This window comes from Agromyces sp. Root81 (assembly GCF_001429165.1).
Classification (GTDB): Bacteria; Actinomycetota; Actinomycetes; order Actinomycetales; family Microbacteriaceae; genus Agromyces.
In genome coordinates, this window is record NZ_LMIR01000002.1 from 1,509,349 (window position 1) to 1,523,925 (window position 14,577).

The 14,577-nt window shown below is 71.0% G+C and carries 18 protein-coding genes and 1 pseudogene; 10 read left to right on the forward strand and 9 right to left on the reverse strand.

Annotation, left to right across the window (positions count from 1 at the left end; translation table 11 throughout):
* Window positions 1–12: 12 nt before the first annotated feature.
* Window positions 13–462, forward strand: coding sequence for a DUF2871 domain-containing protein (locus ASE14_RS12205; RefSeq protein WP_056654833.1), 450 nt, complete (start codon window positions 13–15; stop codon window positions 460–462).
* Between the two features lie 20 nt (window positions 463–482).
* Here the strand turns inward: ASE14_RS12205 and ASE14_RS12210 are convergent, their stop codons facing one another.
* The gene (locus ASE14_RS12210) at window positions 483–797 is read right to left on the reverse strand and encodes a hypothetical protein (RefSeq protein WP_157372961.1); all 315 of its coding nucleotides are present in this window, start codon (window positions 795–797) and stop codon (window positions 483–485) included.
* 108 nt (window positions 798–905) lie between these two features.
* Between ASE14_RS12210 and ASE14_RS12215 the strand changes: the two genes are divergently transcribed.
* From ASE14_RS12215 to ASE14_RS12225, 3 genes are all read left to right on the forward strand, one after another.
* Entirely contained in the window at window positions 906–1,823 is a 918-nt protein-coding gene (locus ASE14_RS12215; protein WP_200953317.1) for a DNA-3-methyladenine glycosylase, read from the forward strand.
* A gap of 154 nt (window positions 1,824–1,977) precedes the next feature.
* Window positions 1,978–2,496 carry a hypothetical protein gene (locus ASE14_RS12220; protein WP_056654839.1) on the forward strand — a complete coding sequence of 173 codons (519 nt, stop codon included), beginning with the start codon at window positions 1,978–1,980 and terminating at the stop codon, window positions 2,494–2,496.
* 191 nt (window positions 2,497–2,687) lie between these two features.
* Window positions 2,688–2,933, forward strand: coding sequence for a hypothetical protein (locus tag ASE14_RS12225; protein ID WP_056654840.1), 246 nt, complete (start codon window positions 2,688–2,690; stop codon window positions 2,931–2,933).
* 6 nt (window positions 2,934–2,939) lie between these two features.
* Here the strand turns inward: ASE14_RS12225 and ASE14_RS12230 are convergent, their stop codons facing one another.
* Window positions 2,940–3,347 carry a helix-turn-helix domain-containing protein gene (locus ASE14_RS12230; protein WP_235511267.1) on the reverse strand — a complete coding sequence of 136 codons (408 nt, stop codon included), beginning with the start codon at window positions 3,345–3,347 and terminating at the stop codon, window positions 2,940–2,942.
* Window positions 3,348–3,445: 98 nt separating this feature from the next.
* On the opposite strand from ASE14_RS12230, the gene ASE14_RS12235 reads away from it, so the two are divergent.
* Both ASE14_RS12235 and ASE14_RS12240 read left to right on the forward strand, forming a co-directional pair.
* Window positions 3,446–5,755 carry an LLM class flavin-dependent oxidoreductase gene (locus tag ASE14_RS12235; RefSeq protein WP_056654843.1) on the forward strand — a complete coding sequence of 770 codons (2,310 nt, stop codon included), beginning with the start codon at window positions 3,446–3,448 and terminating at the stop codon, window positions 5,753–5,755.
* Window positions 5,756–5,807: 52 nt separating this feature from the next.
* On the forward strand, window positions 5,808–6,470 hold the full coding sequence (locus ASE14_RS12240; protein ID WP_056654845.1) for an NADPH-dependent F420 reductase: 663 nt from the start codon (window positions 5,808–5,810) through the stop codon (window positions 6,468–6,470).
* Between the two features lie 71 nt (window positions 6,471–6,541).
* Here the strand turns inward: ASE14_RS12240 and ASE14_RS12245 are convergent, their stop codons facing one another.
* The 3 genes and pseudogenes from ASE14_RS12245 to ASE14_RS21440 form a co-directional block, all read right to left on the reverse strand.
* Complete coding sequence (locus tag ASE14_RS12245) at window positions 6,542–6,886, reverse strand: cupin domain-containing protein (RefSeq protein ID WP_056656314.1); 345 nt, start codon at window positions 6,884–6,886, stop codon at window positions 6,542–6,544.
* Window positions 6,887–7,036: 150 nt separating this feature from the next.
* The gene (locus ASE14_RS12250; protein ID WP_056654847.1) at window positions 7,037–7,546 is read right to left on the reverse strand and encodes an HNH endonuclease signature motif containing protein; all 510 of its coding nucleotides are present in this window, start codon (window positions 7,544–7,546) and stop codon (window positions 7,037–7,039) included.
* A 59-nt stretch (window positions 7,547–7,605) separates the two neighbouring features.
* Window positions 7,606–8,391: pseudogene (locus ASE14_RS21440) on the reverse strand (DUF222 domain-containing protein); the annotation flags it as partial.
* On the opposite strand from ASE14_RS21440, the gene ASE14_RS21250 reads away from it, so the two are divergent.
* On the forward strand, window positions 8,338–8,556 hold the full coding sequence (locus tag ASE14_RS21250) for a hypothetical protein (RefSeq protein ID WP_056654853.1): 219 nt from the start codon (window positions 8,338–8,340) through the stop codon (window positions 8,554–8,556). The pseudogene ASE14_RS21440 and the gene ASE14_RS21250 overlap by 54 nt on opposite strands.
* A 126-nt stretch (window positions 8,557–8,682) precedes the next feature.
* Here the strand turns inward: ASE14_RS21250 and ASE14_RS12270 are convergent, their stop codons facing one another.
* A complete protein-coding gene (locus ASE14_RS12270; RefSeq protein ID WP_056654855.1) occupies window positions 8,683–9,588 on the reverse strand; it encodes a carbohydrate kinase family protein in 906 nt (301 codons plus the stop codon).
* A 109-nt stretch (window positions 9,589–9,697) separates the two neighbouring features.
* Here ASE14_RS12270 and ASE14_RS12275 point away from each other — a divergent pair, with 109 nt between their 5' ends.
* The 3 genes from ASE14_RS12275 (at window position 9,698) to ASE14_RS12285 (ending at window position 12,092) form a co-directional block, all read left to right on the forward strand.
* Window positions 9,698–10,810 (forward strand): phosphatidylserine/phosphatidylglycerophosphate/cardiolipin synthase family protein, encoded by a 1,113-nt coding sequence (locus tag ASE14_RS12275; protein ID WP_056654857.1) that lies wholly within the window; start codon window positions 9,698–9,700, stop codon window positions 10,808–10,810.
* Between the two features lie 65 nt (window positions 10,811–10,875).
* Window positions 10,876–11,118 (forward strand): hypothetical protein, encoded by a 243-nt coding sequence (locus ASE14_RS12280; protein WP_056654858.1) that lies wholly within the window; start codon window positions 10,876–10,878, stop codon window positions 11,116–11,118.
* Between the two features lie 50 nt (window positions 11,119–11,168).
* The gene (locus ASE14_RS12285) at window positions 11,169–12,092 is read left to right on the forward strand and encodes a BadF/BadG/BcrA/BcrD ATPase family protein (RefSeq protein WP_056654860.1); all 924 of its coding nucleotides are present in this window, start codon (window positions 11,169–11,171) and stop codon (window positions 12,090–12,092) included.
* Between the two features lie 53 nt (window positions 12,093–12,145).
* On the opposite strand, the gene ASE14_RS12290 is transcribed toward ASE14_RS12285, so the two are convergent.
* From ASE14_RS12290 to ASE14_RS12300, 3 genes are all read right to left on the reverse strand, one after another.
* Window positions 12,146–12,610 (reverse strand): SRPBCC domain-containing protein, encoded by a 465-nt coding sequence (locus tag ASE14_RS12290; protein ID WP_056654861.1) that lies wholly within the window; start codon window positions 12,608–12,610, stop codon window positions 12,146–12,148.
* Window positions 12,607–12,957 carry a metalloregulator ArsR/SmtB family transcription factor gene (locus ASE14_RS12295; protein ID WP_056654864.1) on the reverse strand — a complete coding sequence of 117 codons (351 nt, stop codon included), beginning with the start codon at window positions 12,955–12,957 and terminating at the stop codon, window positions 12,607–12,609. Before ASE14_RS12295 ends, ASE14_RS12290 begins: the two co-directional genes overlap by 4 nt.
* Window positions 12,958–13,133: 176 nt before the next feature.
* The gene (locus tag ASE14_RS12300; RefSeq protein ID WP_056654866.1) at window positions 13,134–14,564 is read right to left on the reverse strand and encodes a pyridoxal-dependent decarboxylase; all 1,431 of its coding nucleotides are present in this window, start codon (window positions 14,562–14,564) and stop codon (window positions 13,134–13,136) included.
* Between the last annotated feature and the right edge of the window lie 13 nt (window positions 14,565–14,577).

Below are 14,577 nucleotides of genomic sequence, written 5' to 3' on the forward strand. Positions count from 1 at the left end.
AAGGGAATCGCCATGCAGAAACTGTTCTACGCAGCGTTCGCGTACATGATCCTCGGTGTCGGCTCCGGCCTCTTCTACCGTGAGTTCACGAAAGCCAACGACTTCCCCGAAGGGCAGTTCAGCCAGCTCGGCTTGGCGCACACCCACCTGCTGACCCTCGGCTTCATCGTGCTGCTCATCGTGCTCGTGATCGAGAAGGTCTTCGCGATCTCGAAGAGCCACCTCTTCGAATGGTTCTTCTGGGTCTACAACGCGGGCGTCATCGTGACCTCGGGCATGCTCATCTGGCACGGCTCGCTCACCGTCATGGGCGAGGAGTCGACGTCGGCGATCGCCGGCATCGCGGGCCTCGGCCACATCGCCCTCACCGCGGGCATGGTGCTGCTCTTCCTCGCACTGCGCAGCCGCATCGTGGCGCCGAAGGACGCGCCGTCGCCCGTCGCGGCGGCTGCCGCCGAGTAGTCCGGCCTCGCCGAGCGCGGCTACAGGGCGTTCGTGGAGATGCTGAGCAGGTACAGGAATCCGGCGAACGCGGCGACGCCCAGCACGGCGCCGACGATCGAGCTGACGCGGCTGAATCGCGGCCACCGGGTGCCGGGCTGACCGCTGAGCCGGAGCCCCTGGAGGGCGAAGAGCAGTGGCACGATCGAGGCGATGACGGAGAAGGTCCATTCGCCGCCTGACCTCGCGGTCGAGATCACGATCCACAGCGCTCCCGCGCCGATGATCACGCTCAGTGCACCGCACACCCGTGCGGAGATCTCGCGGGGCTCGCGGCTTCGGGATTCAGCAGTCACAGCGACGATGGTGCCAATCGGCGGCCGAGCGTGTCAACCCGGCCGACGGGGTCACGGCGCCATGGCGGCACCGTCGCGGCTGTCAGGTGCGTGCGTCACACTGGAGCCGTGATCGCCGACCATGCCCTCAGCTGGCGGCCGCGGCATCCGACCGACCTGCGGGAGACGCTCGGCGCGCTGCGGCGCGGCGGCGGCGACCCGGCGTTCGCGCTCGACGCGAGCGGTGCGGTGTGGCGATCGGCGCGCACCGTCGAGGGCGACGCGACCCTGCGGTTGACCCAGCCCGATGCCGAGACGCTGCGCTGCGAGGCGTGGGGCCCCGGAGCAGGGGCGGCCGTCGCGCAGGCGCCCGAGCTGCTCGGCGACGCCGACGACCCGGCGGGGTTCGAACCCCAGTTGCCGCTCCTCGACGACGCCCACCGGCGCAACCCCGGCCTCCGCATCCCGCGCACGGCGCAGGTCTTCGAGGCGCTCGCGGCGACGATCCTCGAGCAGAAGGTCATCACGCTGCAGGCCCATGATTCGTGGCGCCGGCTGCTGACCCGGTTCGGCAGCCCGGCGCCCGGTCCCACTCCGCGGCCGATGCGGGTCGTGCCGTCGCCCGAGGTGTGGCGCACGATCCCGAGCTGGGAGTGGCACCGCGCCGGCGTCGACCCGAAACGGGCGCGCACCCTGCAGAACGCCGCGGGCTACGCCGACAAGCTCGAAGCCGTCGCCGCGATGAGCCCGGCGGATGCCGCGGCTCGCCTCACCCTCATGCCCGGCGTCGGCCCGTGGACCGTCGCCGAGGTCGCCCAGCGTGCACTCGGCGACGCCGACGCGCTCTCGGTCGGCGACTATCACCTCTCGAACTTCGTCGGCCATGCGCTCGCGGGGCGGGACATGACCGACGATGAGATGCTCGAGACGCTCGAGCCGTGGCGCGGCCACCGGTACCGCGTGGTGCGCCTGCTCGGTGCGGCCGGGGTGCCCGGTCGCCCGCGGCGCGGACCCCGGATGAGCTTCGTCGACCACCGGGCGATCTGAGCCGGGCCTCGATCGAGCAGTGCGCGAGGCGGCCCGAGTCGGCCCCGGGCCTCCGGGCGGATGTTCCCGTGATGCATAGGACACGCATAGGCTCAGCCAATACCGTGCCGAGAGGCCGAACCCGGCCTCTCCCGACTGCGAAGGACGTCAAACCGTGAACACAACCGCCAGCTCCAAGGTCAACGTGCCGCTGATCCTGCTCTGGGTCGCGGCAGTGGCCCTGATCGGCGGGGGCTACTGGCTCCTGAACGCCTCGACCGCGAGCCAGATCGAGTTCTACACCTCGGGCTCGCAGGACGTGGCTGGCCTCCTCACCGCGCAGTCGTCCACGACGATCGCCGGCCTGCTGATCGCCGTCGGCGCACTCGCCGCGGTCATCGCCCTCGCCGTGCACGCGCTCGGCTGGAGCGCCCGCGCCGCGTCGGCGGAAGCCGCTGCGCTGGTCGCCGCAGAGGACGCCGCCTTCGAGGCGGAGCTCGACCGTGCCGAGGCCGAGGCCGAGGCCGCAGCTGCCGCTGAGGCCGCCGTGGTCGCGCCGCTCGCCGAGGCGCCCGCCGTCGTCGAGGAGACCGTCGTCGAGGAGACCGTCATCGTCGAGGAGCCCGCCGCGGCTGCCGCTGACGAAGCCGCCGCAGCTGCTGCCGAAGCCGGCAAGGCGACCGACACCAAGTAGTCCCGACCGGGCGCGCCGCTGCGTCGCCCCACCGGCTGCCCGAGCGCGCGGCATCCGACGATCGAGTGCGTGATCACGCCCGTTTCGTCGCGATGCCGCGCGTTCGTGCGTTCCGGCGGCGACGGGAACCCGATCCGCACTGCCGGACATACCGCTGCGACGACCCCGAAGTCCGGGGTGGAGGGGCAGTGATGAGTCGAACCGCAATCGTGCTCGCCGGCGTGCTCGCAGGTGCCGTCGCCGTGTGCGTCGGTCTGGGAGCGAGCCTGTCGATCGAGGTGCTGGTGGCGTCCGGCCACGACGGAGCCGGAGCCGCAGGTCTCGACGGCGACGGCCGATGGCCGGCCCTCGCCTGTGCGCTCACGATCGTGGTCGCGAGCACAGGGCTGCTCGCCGCCCTCGCTGCGCGGGCCAACCCGCAGGCGATCGGACTCTGAGGGCGGTCAGCCTGCCTCGTGCTCGGGGGTGGCACCTCGTGCGTGACTCCATTCGACGAGCGGCTGCAGCAGCTCGATCAGCTGGAGGCCCGCCGCGCTCGGGGTGTAGGTGATCGTCACCGGGGTCGTCGCGCGTACGTGTCGTTCGAGGATGCCCTCGTCCTCGAGTTCCTTGAGCCGCGCGGCGAGCAGCCGATCGGAGATGCCGGTGACGGCGCCGCGGTACTCCGAGAACCGGCGGGCCCCACGCACCCCGGCGAGCAGGATCGCGGCGTTCCACTTGCGACCGGCGAACTCGACGGTGCTCTGGAACCGCCGGCACTCCGCCTCATCGATGTGGCCGAGGTCGTGCAGACGGGCGCGTCGCTCATCGAGCATCGCGACGGCCGCGGCATCCGTGTTCTCGCTAACCATAAGTAAGTAGCTTACTCCTGTTGTGCACGGATGTCACCGGTGCTTCAGGATGGGAGAGTGGCGCAGGATGCCGCGCGCCCACGACCGATCGGAACACGATGCACTACGGCCACGAACTGCAGTTCGGCACCTTCATCACGCCGAAGAACGACCCTCCGCAGTTCGCCGTGCGACTCGCCGAGCTCAGCGAGGCATCGGGCTACGACCTCGTCACGTTCCAGGACCACCCGTACCAGCCGGCATTCCACGACACGCAGACCCTTCTCGCCTGGGTGGCGGCGCGCACCGAGCGCATCCACCTCGCCGCCAATGTCACGAACCTGCCGCTGCGTCCGCCCGCCGTGCTCGCCCGCGCCGCCGCGAGCCTCGACCTGCTCTCGGGCGGGCGCTTCGAGCTCGGCCTCGGAGCCGGTGGATTCTGGGATGCGATCGAGGCGATGGGCGGCCGCAGGCTCACTCCGGGGCAGGCGGTCGACGCGCTCTCCGAAGGCATCGACGTGATCCGCGGCATCTGGGACCAGGGCGACCGCGCCCGCTTCCAGATCGACGGCACCTACTACCGGGTCGACGGCGCGAAGCGCGGGCCGGCGCCGGCGCACAACATCCCGATCGTCATCGGTGCGCTGAAGCCCCGCATGCTGCGGCTCATCGGTCGCAAGGGCGACGGCTGGCTGCCCTCCCTCGGCTACATGCAGCCCGGTGACTACGCGGCGGGCAACGCGCGCATCGACGAGGCCGCGATCGCGGCCGGTCGCGACCCGCGGGAGATCCGCCGACTCGTCAACATCGGCGGCCGGTTCGGGGCGGGCGCCGGCGGCGGATTCCTCAACGGGCCCGCCGCCCAGTGGGTCGAGCAGCTGCTGCCCTACGTGATCGACGACGGCGTCGGCACCTTCATCCTCGCGAGCGACGACCCCGGCACGATCGTGCAGTTCGGCGAGGAGGTCGCGCCGGCCCTGCGCGATGCGGTGGCGCGCGAGCTTCGGGCGACGGATGCCGCGGCATCCGCCGACTCGATCACCCTGAACCCGCTGGGCTCTGCCGCCGCCCCCGTGCGCAGCTCGACGGTGCGTGCGAAGCGCCGGGACGGCATCGACTACGCCGCAGTTCCCGCCTCGCTCGCGGCCGACGCGATCGAGCCGGGCGACGCCGGCTACGTGCGCGTGAAGTCGACCTACATGCGCGGCGGTGCGCCCGGTCTCGTGCTGCGACCTGCCGACGCACGGCAGGTCGCCGAGGCGGTCGACTTCGCACGGGCGAACCCCGACGTGCCGCTCGGCGTGCGCAGCGGCGGCCACGGCATCAGCGGGCGGTCCACGAACGACGGCGGCATCGTCATCGACCTCTCGCGGCTGAACGCGATGGAGGTGCTCGACGAGGCGAGCCGGCTCGTGCGCGTCGAGGCCGGCGCGCGCTGGCAGGACGTCGCGGCGTTCCTCGCGCCGCACGGCTGGGCGCTCTCCTCGGGCGACTACGGCGGGGTGGGCGTCGGCGGGCTCGCGACGGCGGGCGGCATCGGCTGGCTCGTGCGCGAGCACGGGCTCACGATCGACCACGTGCGCGCCGTCGAGATGGTGCTGGCCGACGGCAGCATCGTGCGAGCGGATGCGTCGCAGCATCCCGATCTCTTCTGGGCCGTTCGCGGCGCCGGTGCGAACCTGGGCATCGTCACCGCCTTCGAGTTCGAGGTCGACGAGGTCGGCGCACTCGGCTTCGCGCAGCTCGCGTTCGACGCGAGCGACACGGCCGGCTTCCTGCAGGCCTGGGGCGACTGGGTCGTCGACTCGCCGCGCGACGTCACGAGCTTCATGCTCATGGGCGGCGCCCGCCCGGGTGAGCCGCCGGTCGCGCAGGTCATGGCGACGATCGACTCCGACGACCCCGACACGGTCATCGCGCGACTGCAGCCGCTCGCCGAGGTCGCGCCGCTCATCGGTCAGGACGTGCGGCTCACGACGTACGAGTCGATCATGGCGAACGCCGCTGACGGCAGTCACGGGGCCGAAGGCGAGCCGACCGCACGCACCGGCCTGATCGGCCGCATCACGCCCGAGTTCGCGCGCGACGCGGCCCGGTTCGTCGCGAGCGGTGCGACGTACTTCTTCCAGCTGCGGGCCGTCGGCGGGGCCGTGCACGACGTGCCCGCCGACGCCACGGCGTTCGCCCACCGATCGGCCGAGTTCTCGGTCGTCGCGTTCGGCTCGAGTCGGCACCGGACGAGCGAGCAGTGGAACGAGCTCATGGCGCCGCACTTCTCGGGCTCCTACGTGAGCTTCGAGACCGAGCAGGGGCCGGCGGCGATCGCCGCGGCCTATCCGCCGGCGACGCTCGAGCGGCTGCGCGCGATCAAGCGGGAGGTCGACCCGGACAACGTGTTCCGCGACAACACGAACATCGAGCCCGCGTGAAGCGATTCGTCACGGCCGGAATTGAATCGTCGCGCCTGCGTTGCATCCGAGCATGACGAACATCGCACCCACCCGTATCGGAATCATCGGCGCCGGCAACATCGGCGGCACGCTCGCCCGCAAGCTCGTCGAGCTCGGCCACCACGTCACGATCGCCAACTCGCGCGGCCCCGAAAGCCTCGCCGAACTCGTGGCGGATCTCGGCCCGAACGCGACGGCCGGCACCGCGACAGAGGCCGCCGAGGCGGGGGAGTTCGTCATCGTGACGGTGCCGCTGAAGGCGTACCGCGACATCCCGGTCGAGCCGCTCGCCGGCAAGATCGTCATCGACACGAACAACTACTACTGGGAGCGCGACGGCCGTATCGCAGAGCTCGACTCCGGCGAGGCGACCGTCTCGGGCTTGCTGCAGGAGCACCTGCCCGAGTCGAAGGTCGTGAAGGGCTTCAACAACATCGCCGCCGCGGCGATCCTCACCGACGGCACGCCGGCTGGAACTCCCGGCCGCCGAGCACTGTCGACCGCGAGCGACTTCGACGACGCCGCTGCGCTGGTCACCGCACTCTTCGACGACCTCGGGTTCGACTCGGTCGTCTTCGGCACGCTCGCCGAGAGCTGGCGCGCCGAGCGCGACCAGCCGGCGTACGTCACGCCGCAGAACCGCGAGGAGCTCGTGGCGAACCTGGCACGGGCGGAGCGGTTGCTCGCGGCGTGATCACGCCGCGATAGGGGTTCGGCAGGCTCGACCCGCACACCTCGCTCTGCGGGTCGAGCCTGCCGAGGCCGCTACTCGAGCCATTCGGTGATGAAGGTCGGACTCGCGTGGATGTGCGTCGAGATCATGGCCTCTGGGCCGATGATCACGAACTTGTGCGGGGTCTGCGCCGGCACGACGAGCACCTGACCGCCGACCGCCTCGAGCTGCTCGTCGCCGACGGTGAACAGTGCCCGCCCGTGCCGGATGACGAACGTCTCGGAGTAGGGATGCCGATGCAGTCGCGGCCCTGAACCGACCTTCGAGCTGTACGTGAGGATGAGCGACACCTCGGAACCGATCGAGGAACCCTCGATCGACTCGTGCCAGTAGACATCGTCTTCGGCCACGCCGCTGCGCTGGTGCTTCAGAACCATGATGTGCTCCTCGCTCTCGCGAGGCACGGTACACCCGGCGACTTCCGGCCGCATGCGCGACTGGGTGGGAAATCGTCACCGCTGACTCTGGCGCTCTGGTGCTCTGGTGCTCTGGTGCTCTGGTGCTCTGGCGCTCTGGCGCTCATGGGCTCAGGCGACCGCGTCGGTGCCGGTGGGACCCGCGCGCCGACGGGCGAGCGCAGCGGCACGTCGCGTCGCCGACACCGTCGATGATCGCCACTGCTGCGGCCCCATGCCGGGCGGCGGCATCACCTCGGGCGCGCCCTCGACCATGCGGATGCGCCACCCGGAGCTGTCGATGCTGCGATGGTGGAACCAGCAGAGCAGCACTCCGTTGTCGGTGTGGGTGGCGCCTCCATGCCACCAGGGGATGACGTGGTGCACCTCGGTGGCCCACGCCGGGGTGTCGCACCCCGGAATGATGCAGCCGCCGTCGCGTGCGGCGAGGGCACGGCGCTGCGCGCGGTTGAAGCATTGCTCGGTCGTGCCGATGCCGACGACCCGGCCGTTGGCGGCGAGTGTGACGCGCTGGATGCCGTTCGCGCTCGCATGCTGCTCGACCGCGCGCATCGAGATCGGTTCGGCGACGCCGTCGACGTGGCCGACACCGTGGCCGGCGCGGAGGTCGTCGGCGAGCACAGTGACGACGATCGTCGGGAGGCGCCGCCGAGGGTCGGAAGCTCATCGGCCCGCGCCGCGATGTCGAAGACGGTGGCGATCGCGTCGTGCTGGCGTTGGGCGCGGGTGCGGGGGTCTCTGCGACCGGATGCCTCGGACTCCGCCTGCTCGCCGCCGGACCCGGCCTGCGTCGTCGCGGTCTGATCGGTGATGGGCATGAACCCGGTCGATTGCCGGAAGTTGGTGATCGAGTCGAACACGCGCCGCACCATGCCGGCGACTTCGGGCAGCAGCGCGCCCCGCACCGGGACGAGGCCGTCTCGGGCGGGGAGGAGCTCGAAGCCGCGGGCCGCCCACTGCCGGTGGGATGGTTCGGCGCCATCGGGGTCGAGGACCTCGGCCCACACAGCGGCCTGCATTCGCGTCTCGGTGGCCGTCGCGGGGGCCGCGACCTCGGCACCCGGCGCGGCGGCGACGCCGATCGCGGCGCAGACGAGTTCGTGCTCGGCAGCGCGCACACCGTCGAGGTCGCCGTTGGCGTGGCGGGGAAGCACCGCGTCGAGCGCCTTCGTGATGACGACGGCCGAGTCGATGCCGAGTTCACCGGTGCGAAGACCCTCGGCGACGCGCTCGAAGCGGGGCGGCATCGAATCGCCGAGCAGGGTCGAGGTGCGGCGAACCGCGGCTCCGAGCCGGAGTCGTGCCCGGGCGGTCTGCGACGAGACTCGAGTGAGGCGTTCGATGAGTTCGACGGCGCTCGTGCAGCCCTGCTTCGCCGCGAGTCCCTCGTGACCGAGTGAGGTGCGGGAGCGGTGCTCGACCTCGCCTGCCGCGTCGACGCGCAGGGCGTCGGTGAAGCGGCCCAACCGTTCGATCTCGGAGACGACCGAGATCAGTTCGCGGTCGTGCGCCGACGCCAGAGACGACTCCACGCTCGCGGCATCGAGGAGGTCGCCGACACGATCGGCGACCTCTGCGACGAGGGATGCGAGGCTGCGCTCCATGTCTTCGACACTAGGGGCAACCACTGACATTCCGCGGCCAGTGGAAACCGGACCTGATCAGGATATGTTGCTGTGCAGAAATAGGGTCGGGAGTCCCCTGTGGAGGAGGAGCGGGGAGCGTTCGGTGGGGTCTCGATACGCTCGCTTTGCTCGCTACTCGACCAGCCCGTCGAGCACCCCGTCGAGCACGGGGTGCAGGTGTCGGGTCGTGAGCACGGTGGCGGCGTGCCGGGCACCCGCCTCGAGCGCATCGCCGAGCGCGGCCCCGCCGAGATGTGCGTCGAGCACACCAGCCATGAAGGCGTCGCCGGCCCCGTTGGTGTCGAGCACCTCGACGGGGACGGCGGCGACCTCGGTCACCGACATCCGCTGCGACCCGGACCCCGACCCGGCACTCGCATCAGCCTGCGAGACCGCGATCGCGCCCCGCGCGCCGAGCGTGCACACGACGACGGATGCCCCGCTGCGCACGCACTCCTCCATGAAGGGGAGCGGATCGGCGCCGATGCGGTCGGCGTTCATGAAGATCCAGTCGGCGGCCTCGATGAACGGGCGGTGGAAGTCGGCGCTGCCGTCGTAGTCGTGGATGTCGGTCCAGATCGGCCGGCCGGTGGCGCGCGCGGCGCCGATGAGCCCGCGCGAACGCTCAGAGAGGTCGAGCACGATCGCCGAGGCATCCCGCATCGCCTGCGCCAGCTCGACCGACGGCGGCGTGCCCGGATCGGCGGGCGCGCTGAGGTAGAGCGAGACGCGCTCGCCCTGCCGGGTCATGAGGTTCAGGTGGCTCTCGGTGCGCGCGACGGCGAGGCTCGAGAGCTCGACGCCGGATGCCTCGAGCGCGCCCTGCACGCGGCGGCCCTCGTCGTCGCCGAGGAGGGTGTGCAGCAGTACGGGCCGGCCGAGGCCTGCGAGTCCGAGCGCCTTGCCCGCAGAGGTGCCGCCGATCGTCTCGTAGTCGTCGAGTGCGAACTGCATGTGCGGCACCGGCTCGGGCAGGTGGTCGAGGTACACGATGCGGTTCCAGGCGGCCGGGCCCGAGATGACGATGGGTGCGCTCATGGTTGGCCAGCGTAGCGGCGGCGCTCTCGAGTTCCGGGCGGACACTGATGCCGCCCCGAGTCGCGCAGACGACCATGATCATGAGGATCACTCACGAGAGGAGTGCGCCATGTCGGTCAGCATCGGGGGAGTGGAGCTCTACATGGGGCCGACCGCGGTCGGCGGCCCCGACGATCTCGATCAGGCGATCCGCGACTTCCTCGACGGCGCGCAGCACAGCCTCGCGATCGCCGTGCAGGAGATCGACTCGCGACCGATCGCCAAGGCGATCCTCGCGGCGAAGGTGCGCGGCGTGCGGGTCAGGGTCATCCTCGAGGGCGACTACCTCACTGAAGAGAAGGCGCTCGAGGACCCGTGGGGCGTGACCGGGGCGCACGAGGAGAACCGCGTCATCCAGGGCGCCCTCCTGAAGGCGCGCGTCGACGTGATCAGCGACCTGAACCCGAAGATCTTCCACCAGAAGTTCATCGTGCGCGACTCGGGCAAGCCGGCTGCGGCCGTGCTCACGGGCTCGACCAACTTCACCCTCACCGACACGGGCAGGAACGAGGAGCCCGGCATCGGCGCGGGCCAGAACCTCAACCACGTCGTCGTGCTGCACGGCCAGCTCGCGGCCACCGAGTACCTGCGCGAGTTCGAGCGCATGCGTTCGGGCACCTTCGGCGACCTGCACGAGCGCGTCGAACCGAAGCCCAAGGAGTTCGACCTGCCCGAGGTGCGGATCAAGCCCCTCTTCGCCCCGCGGCACGGTCCCGAGATGGAGATCATGAAGCAGATGCTGAAGGCGAAGGACTCGATCGACTTCGCGATGTTCACCTTCGCCCAGTCATCCGGCATCGACGACACCATGATCCGCCTGCGCCCGCTCGTCCCGCGCATCCGCGGCGTGCTCGATCGCGACCAGGGCGCCGCGAAGTGGGCGGCGACGAGCGGCCTCGGCCACGGCGACGTCGAGCTCTTCGCGAACCGCCGCAACACGGGCGTGCGGAAGCTCCACCACAAGCTCATGGTCATCGACGAGCGGCTCATCATCGTCGGCAGCTTCAACTACACGGCGCCCGCCAACACCCTGAACGACGAGAACATCATCGTGATCGGCGACCTCGAGGAGGAGCAGGGCAGTGCAGCGGATGTCGCGCAGCGCGCGCTCGCCCGCTATGCGCTCACCGAGATCGACCGCATCATCGACGACCTCTTGGCGCCGGTTCCCGTCTCGCCGTAGCGCCGAGTTCTCCACAGTTCTGCGCGTGCGGCCGATCGGCTGTCGATCGCCACTACGGTCGAGGGATGTTGTACGACGTGGTGAGCTTCGGCATCTCCTGGCTGTACCAGATCGTCTGGGCACTCGTCGCCCTCGCCCTCTTCGTGGCGCTCGTGTGCCTCAGCGCGCTGATGGTCGCCGGGGCGAAGGCGTTGCGGGCCACCGCTCGCTGGCGCACGGTGCAGACCGAATTGCTGCTCGCCGAGGCGTCTGCGGGCGCCGATGACCCCAGGGCACCCGAAGCGCCGGCGACCGGCCCGTCGGCGTAGCGCGGAGTCCACAGCATCAGCGGCGCCGCTCAGCTGGTAGCGTCGCAGCCGTGAATTCGACGAGCACTCTCGCGATCGACGCCGGCCAGTCGGGCATCAAGGTCAGGCACACGGATGCCTCGGGCTCCGGTGAATGGTCGGCCCCCGGCATCCGCACCGACCTGCCGCTGCTGCCGCAGCTCGCGCGCATCATCGAGCAGGCGCACGAGGGCGGCCGCACGGCAGAGCGCGTGGGGCTCGGCGTCTCGGGGCTGACCGACGACGAGTTCGACGCCGGCTACCTGCTCGCCGCCGCAGCGCCGATCGGCGCCCGCAGCGTGCACCTCGCCCACGACTCGATCACCGCCTATCTCGGTGCGCTCGGCGACGAGCGCGGCGTCGTCGTAGCGGCAGGAACCGGAGTGGTGACGCTCGCAGTGGGCGCCACCGAGACCGCCCGGGTCGACGGGTGGGGCTACATCATGGGCGACGCCGGCAGCGGGTACTGGCTCGGCCGGGCCGGGCTCGAGGCCGTCATGCGAGCGCACGACGGCCGCGGCGCCCCGACCGCGCTCACCGAGGTGGTGCGTGCCGACTTCCCCGACCTCGAGGCCGCGTACATCGAGCTGCAGGGCGACCTCGGGCGCGTGCAGCGCATCGCATCCTACGCGCGTGCGGTCGCGGACGCCGCTGCCGCCGGCGACGCGGTCGCCGAGCAGATCGTCACCGACGGAGCGCGCGAGCTCGCGGCATCCGCGTTCGCCGGTCTCCGCCGCGTCGGCGAATCGGGCGTGCCCGACCCGCACGTGCGCGGAGTCGGCGGACTGTTCCTCGGCGAGGTGCTCGGGCGCGAGTTCGTCGCCGCGATCCGCGCCGAGATCCCGGGTGCCGAGATCCGGCTCGGCGAGGCCCACCCGCTCGACGGCGCGGCGGCACTCGCCGACGTCGCGCCGACGAGCGCGCTCGCGGCGCACATCGCCGTCGCTCGCGCCTGACACGCGAGGGCGCCAGCGGCCACACAGCAACCGCTGACGCCCGCCGCCCTGCTTCAGCTGCGGGTGAGGTACGCCTCGATGCGATCGAACGCGCCGTTCCAGACCTGGGCCTGGAAGAAGTCGCGCAGCTCGGGGGTCGGGAAGCCGGTCTGCTCGACGGTCACCAGTGTGCCGCCGTCGTTCGCCTCGAACGTGACCACGACGTGCGTCGTCATGCTCGTGCCGTCGGGTTCGCTGCCGGTCGACTCGGTGACGAGCCGGTGCGGGCGATCGATCTCGAGGTAGGTCTGGACCTCGCGGAAGAGGGTCTCGCGATTCGGACCCCACACCGCGGTCTGCGTGCCTCCCACCCGCAGGTCGACCTCGATCTCGACGATCCCCGGATCCTCATCGAGGATCGAGAACCAGATCTTCTGCTTCTCTGGATCGGTGTAGGCGTCGAAGACCTGTTCCGGCGTCGCCGGCAGCTGGCGTCGGAGCCGGAGGCCGATCGTCTCGTTCGTTTCCGTGTCGCTCATGATTCCGTTCCTTTCGCGAGGGTGAAGTAGGCGTCGAGGCCGTCGAGGCGGCGAGCCCAGAGCCGTTGATAGAAGGTGATCCATGCCATGGCGTCGTCCAGTCGTTCCGTGCCGAGGGTGACCTGTCGCACGCGCCCGACCTTCTCGGTCGCGACGAGCCCCGCAGCCTCGAGCACGTCGACGTGCTTGCGGATGCCGGTGAGGGTCATGCCGCTCGGTTCGGCGAGCTCGGTGATCGTGGCGGGGCCGGCACCGAGCCTGGTGAGGATGCCGCGCCGGGTCTCATCGGCGAGGGCGCCGAAGGCACGGTCGAGCATCGACGGATCGAGTGCAGTTTGCTGAACCATGTGGTTCAGTGTAGAACACTGAACCGTAAAGTTCAATAACCGCATCGGCTGGTCGAGGAGCGAGGGCCAGCGCGGGTCTCGAGACCGGCTGCGGGTCTCGAGACCGGGTGCGGGTCTCGAGACCGGGTGCGGGTCTCGAGACCGCCGCGGGCGGCCTCCTCGACCAACGAGGGGAGCTACATCGTGTCGAGGATCGCGACGAGGTGCTCGAACGTCGTGTTGGGGTTCACGATCGCGAAGCGCGTGTTCGGCCGGCCCGCGTGCGAGCTCGGCGTCACGAACGCCCGCTGCTCGTCGAGCAGTCGCGCCGACCACGCGTCGTAGTCGGCCTTCGTCCAGCCGTCGCGCTCGAACACGACGACCGACAGCTGCGGCGACCGCACGAGGCTGAGCCCATCGCGGCGCCCGATCTCGTCGGCGATGCGCTGCGCCAGGGCGATCGAGCTCGAGATCGCCTCGCGGTACGCGGTGCCGCCGTAGGTCGCGAGCGAGAACCAGAGCGGCAGGCCGCGGGCCCGTCGCGTGAGGTGCGCGGCGTAGTCCGACGGGCTCCAGTCGCCGCCCTCGGTGAGGGTGTCGAGGTACTCGGCGTGCTGCGTGTGCGCCCGGCGGCCCTGCTCGGGGTCGCGGTAGATGAGGGCGCACGCGTCGAAGGGGGCGAAGAGCCACTTGTGCGGGTCGACGATCACCGAGTCGGCGTGCTCGACGCCCGCGAAGCGGTGCCGTGCGAGCGGCGAGAGCATGCCGGCCAGTCCGTAGGCGCCGTCGACGTGGAACCAGAAGTCGAAGTCGCGCTTCAGCTCGGAGATCGAGGCGAGGTCGTCGACGATGCCGAAGTTCGTCGAGCCGGCGGTCGCGACGACGGCGAAGACGGATGCCCCGTGCTCCTCGAGTGCGCCGCGCACGTCGTCGCCCCGCAGCATGCCGTCGCCGGCTGGGGTCACCGGCACGACGTCGACGTCCATCACGCGAGCGGCAGAGGCGATCGAGGAGTGCGCCTCGGCGCTGCATACGATCTTCCACCGGCCGCCGGGCGGTGCGGGCACCGCGGCATCCGCTGCGCCGTCGCTCAGCCGGTGACGGGCGTGCTCGCGGGCGGCGACGAGGGCCGAGAGGTTGCCGAGCGTGCCGCCCTGCACGAAGACGCCGCCCGAGTTCGCGGGCAGGCCGAACTCGCGGCCGAGCCACGACAGCACCTCGTTCTCGGCGTAGACCGCGCCGGCGCCCTCGAGCCAGGAGCCGCCGTAGAGGGCGCTGGCCGAGACCACGAGGTCGAAGGCGGTGGCGGCCTTCGTTGGCGCCGTCGGGATGAAGGAGAGGTACTGCGGGTGGTCGGTCGTGATGCACGCCGGGGCGAGCACGTGCTCGAAGAGCGCGAGTGCGCGGGCCGCGCCGATGCCCTGCTCGTCGATCGTGCGACCGGCGAGGCGACGCAGCTCGGTCTCGGTGACGGGCTTGTCGAGCGGGGTGTCGTCGCTCAGGATGCGGCGGCGCGAGTACGCGAGCACGAGGTCGACGAGGTGCGAAGTCTCGTCCGACGTGGAGTGCATGCGGGTCGCGGGGTCGCGCGGCTCGTTCGCGTCGCGGGCGGGTTCAGTGCGGTGCATCCGTGGTTCCCTT

Bases quoted from the DNA above. Each gene is read 5' to 3' on its own strand.
- ASE14_RS12225 (WP_056654840.1), top strand. From the start codon at position 2,688: ATGAGTCGAACCGCAATCGTGCTCGCCGGCGTGCTCGCAGGTGCCGTC.
- ASE14_RS12235 (WP_056654843.1), top strand. From the start codon at position 3,446: ATGCACTACGGCCACGAACTGCAGTTCGGCACCTTCATCACGCCGAAG.
- ASE14_RS12245 (WP_056656314.1), bottom strand. From the start codon at position 6,886: ATGGTTCTGAAGCACCAGCGCAGCGGCGTGGCCGAAGACGATGTCTAC.
- ASE14_RS12240 (WP_056654845.1), top strand. From the start codon at position 5,808: ATGACGAACATCGCACCCACCCGTATCGGAATCATCGGCGCCGGCAAC.
- ASE14_RS12205 (WP_056654833.1), top strand. From the start codon at position 13: ATGCAGAAACTGTTCTACGCAGCGTTCGCGTACATGATCCTCGGTGTC.
- ASE14_RS12295 (WP_056654864.1), bottom strand. From the start codon at position 12,957: ATGGTTCAGCAAACTGCACTCGATCCGTCGATGCTCGACCGTGCCTTC.
- ASE14_RS12280 (WP_056654858.1), top strand. From the start codon at position 10,876: ATGTTGTACGACGTGGTGAGCTTCGGCATCTCCTGGCTGTACCAGATC.
- ASE14_RS12230 (WP_235511267.1), bottom strand. From the start codon at position 3,347: ATGGTTAGCGAGAACACGGATGCCGCGGCCGTCGCGATGCTCGATGAG.
- ASE14_RS12270 (WP_056654855.1), bottom strand. From the start codon at position 9,588: ATGAGCGCACCCATCGTCATCTCGGGCCCGGCCGCCTGGAACCGCATC.
- ASE14_RS12275 (WP_056654857.1), top strand. From the start codon at position 9,698: ATGTCGGTCAGCATCGGGGGAGTGGAGCTCTACATGGGGCCGACCGCG.
- ASE14_RS12300 (WP_056654866.1), bottom strand. From the start codon at position 14,564: ATGCACCGCACTGAACCCGCCCGCGACGCGAACGAGCCGCGCGACCCC.
- ASE14_RS12290 (WP_056654861.1), bottom strand. From the start codon at position 12,610: ATGAGCGACACGGAAACGAACGAGACGATCGGCCTCCGGCTCCGACGC.